The sequence below is a fragment of the Vibrio sp. 1727 genome, from assembly GCF_033344415.1.
Lineage (GTDB): Bacteria > Pseudomonadota > Gammaproteobacteria > Enterobacterales > Vibrionaceae > Vibrio > Vibrio alginolyticus.
In genome coordinates, this window is record NZ_JAWPOT010000558.1 from 1 (window position 1) to 553 (window position 553).

Here is a 553-nt window from a genome sequence, read left to right on the forward strand (position 1 = left end):
TTAAAAGGACAATTACCAAAGAATACAATTGTTGCTCATAAAACAGGGACTTCCGGAATAAATAATGGAATTGCAGCAGCCACTAATGATGTTGGGGTAATTACTTTACCGAATGGACAATTAATTTTTATAAGCGTATTTGTTGCAGAGTCCAAAGAAACTTCGGAAATTAATGAAAAGATTATTTCAGACATTGCAAAAATAACGTGGGATTACTATTTGAATAAATAAAAAACTACCGCTAACACTGGCTCATAGGCAATGGCGGGTTGAAGTGCAATTTGCAAAGTCGGTAGCCCGCCCGAGCGTTTTCTCGGTTTGACAGGAAAGGCTCACGCAAACCGCCACTGCCCATAGCCCAAACCGTTAGGCCGCATGGACACAACGCAGGTCACATTGATACACAAAATTCTAGCTGCGGCAGATGAGCGAAATCTGCCGCTCTGGATCGGTGGGGGCTGGGCGATCGATGCACGGCTAGGGCGTGTAACACGCAAGCACGATGATATTGATCTGACGTTTCCCGGCGAGAGGCGCGGCGAGCTCGAGGCAA

Annotated in this window: 2 protein-coding genes; both read left to right on the plus strand. The window is 45.9% G+C overall.

Annotated features, from left to right (window positions below):
- Positions 1 to 231, plus strand: a 231-nt coding sequence (locus R8O10_RS26925) for a serine hydrolase (RefSeq protein ID WP_318192188.1), incomplete at its 5' end; no start/stop codon positions are given.
- A 144-nt stretch (positions 232 to 375) separates the two neighbouring features.
- On the plus strand, positions 376 to 553 hold a 178-nt coding region (locus R8O10_RS26930; RefSeq protein WP_406568815.1), incomplete at its 3' end, for a nucleotidyltransferase domain-containing protein.